Genomic DNA, 3,231 nt, shown 5'->3' on the forward strand with positions numbered 1-3,231 from the left:
TTTTATACTTTTGATCTTATCTTAATTGTTGTGAAAAAATTATACTAAATACATCCTTTTCATTAGTTCAACTTGAAAACTATTCTCCTAAATTGAGAATTCCCTTATAAACTAAAGTAATTTTTTTACCTAGTATAATCCCTACATAGTATGGTAGTATCCAAATACCCTTCAATAAAACAACTTTTTGCTTCGTCTAACAGGTTATTCTTTTTACCCACTTTTTTCATTCTTTTTCTATACTCATCTGCTCAAAAGTACTCTTGAGCAGATGAGTTATTGATTTGTTTTTACTGTTTTATTAATAATCATTTAATACCTATAAATTTAGGTTAATTTCTATTAATATAAATCCACCCTGTTCTTGGATCAGATCCATTTCCTAAATCTAACACATAATAATAGGTTCCTGATGGTAATTGTTCATCCACTTGAACATTGAAGCGTCCAGTAGATTCTCCTGTCCAACTATTATCATATCTATTTTTACTATACACTAGGTTACCCCAACGGTTGTAAACCTCTAATCGATTATTCTTATACATCTCATCTCCAATACATGAAATTACAAAGGTATCATTCTGTCCATCGCCATTTGGAGTAAATTCATTATATACCGTTAAACATTCTAGCGTATCTGGATCTAAATAATCTGGTGTTCCATCTTCATCAGTATCTAAGGCATCATCTGGTGTTCCATCACCATTATCATCTGCATGTTCATCAATAGTATCAATACCATCACCATCATCATCAGTATCTAAATAATCTGGAATACCATCGCCATCAGTATCGTCATTATTTGGATCGCCATCTCCATCTACATCTTCCTCTGAAGTTAAGATACCATCGCCGTCATCATCTACATCTTGGTAATCTGCTGTTCCATCACCATCTAAATCTGGTGTGTCTGGAACATCTCCTCCGTTATCTGGATCTACTGAATCTACCATACCATCGCCATCTGTATCAGTAGTATCATCAATCATACCATCACCATCACTATCCAATGAAGTATCACTTCCACCTTCCTGAAGATCGCTAATTCCATCACCATCACTATCTAAATCCTGATAATCTGGAGTACCATCTGAATCGGTATCTGTAATGTCAGGAGAACTACCTCCATCATCTGGATCTACTGAATCTACCATACCATCGCCATCAGTATCCGTTTGGTCATCAATTTTTCCATCATTATCCGCATCTAAATTAGGATCTGAACCACTCTCTACTAAGTCTGAGATTCCATCATTATCACTATCCAGATCTTGGAAGTCTGGTCGACCATCGCCGTCGGTATCTACTGGATTCGTGGTTCCTCCTGCTGCGATATCATTATCATCGGCATCAGCACTATCTACAATACCATCGTTATCTGCATCTATTGTACTATCTAATACTCCATCTCCATCAGCATCCACAGTCGCAGCATCTTGTCCACTTTCTATAAGATCTGATATACCATCACCATCACTATCTAAATCTAAATGATCTGGAATACCATCACCATCGGTATCTCTGTTTGGATCGCCATCTTGTTCTACACTATCTAAGATTCCATCATTATCATCATCTAAATCATACAAATCTTCAATACCATCGCCATCAGTATCCGTTGTCAAGGCATCTCCGAAGCCAACTAATCCATCTACTACATCTGCAATACCATCGCCATCGCTATCAGTTTGATCATCAATCACGCCATCACCATCGGCATCTAAACTTCCTGGTAAAGCATCATTGTTTGGTTCTTCTACATCTGGAGTTCCGTCTCCGTCTTCATCTGGTAAGTTGTTACCATCTACTAAATCTCCTGTATCTATTTGACCGTCACCGTTATCATCCGTTCCTCCTGCTTCTACAACATCATTGATACCATCGCCATCACTATCTAAGTCTTGATAATCTGGAAGTCCATCGCCATCTGTATCTGGAGTACTTGATCCCGTTCCTCCATTATCTGGATCTACTGAATCTGCCAGTCCATCACCATCGGTATCTGTTTGATCATCAATCACTCCATCATTATCTGCATCTAAACTTGGATCACTTCCTCCTTCTACTAAGTCTGAGATCCCATCATTGTCACTATCGGTATCTAAATAATCTGGTGTTCCATCGCCATCAGTATCTGTTGGATTCGTTGGATCAGTACCAACCTCTTCACTAGTTGGAATACCATCGCCATCATCATCTATATCTAATACATCTGGTATTCCATCACCATCTGAATCATCTGGTCCATTTCCATCGCCATCTGCATCATATTCTGAACCATTACTGATACCATCACCATCACAATCACCTGTGGCTATTGCAAACGGATTTGGGATACATGGGTCCGTTGGGTTTGGATCAATCACATCACAAACACCATCACCATCTGTATCGGTTACATTTGGATTACATGGATCTGTTGGATCTGGGTCAATTGTATCACATACACCATCATTATCTATATCGGTTGCATTTGGTATACATGGGTCTGTTGGATCGGGATCTACTGTATCACAAACTCCATCTCCATCGGCATCCGTATTGTCTGGTACACATGGATCCGTTGGATCCGGATCTACTGTATCACATACGCCATCATTATCCTCATCATTACTATTTGGATTACATGGATCTGCTGGATCGGGATCAATCGTATCACAGATTCCATCACCATCGGCATCTGCACTATCTGGACTACATGGATCTGTTACATCAGGATCTACCGTATCACACACGCCATCATTATCCTCATCATTACTATTCGGATTACATGGATCGGCTGGATCGGGATCTACCGTATCACAAACACCATCACCATCGGCATCCGTATTGTTTGGTATACATGGATCGGTTGGATCGGGATCTACTGTATCACATACCCCATCATTATCCTCATCATTACTATTTGGATTACATGGATCAGCTGGATCGGGATCTACTGTATCACAAATGCCATCATTATCTGCATCCGTATTGTTTGGTACACATGGATCGGTTGGATCTGGGTCTACTGTATCACATACGCCATCACCATCTTCATCATTACTATTTGGATTACATGGATCAGCTGGATCTGGGTCAATCGTATCACAGATACCATCACCATCCGCATCTGCACTATCTGGGTTACATGGGTCTGTTACATCAGGATCAACTGTGTCACAAACGCCATCATTATCTTCATCATTACTATTTGGATTACATGGATCCGCTGGGTCTGGGTCGATTGTA

At 39.6% G+C, this 3,231-nt stretch carries 1 protein-coding gene (only partly in view); it reads right to left on the reverse strand.

Translation table 11 applies throughout. The features are described from left to right. Nucleotides 1-332: 332 nt before the first annotated feature. Nucleotides 333-3,231, reverse strand: part of the annotated coding region (locus ACKTTV_RS10015; protein ID WP_408030706.1) for a Calx-beta domain-containing protein (this coding region is incomplete at its 5' end). Its footprint extends 4,647 nt past the window's final position; 2,899 of its 7,546 annotated nt are in view.

This window comes from Tenacibaculum xiamenense, assembly GCF_964513065.1.
GTDB lineage: Bacteria > Bacteroidota > Bacteroidia > Flavobacteriales > Flavobacteriaceae > Polaribacter > Polaribacter xiamenense.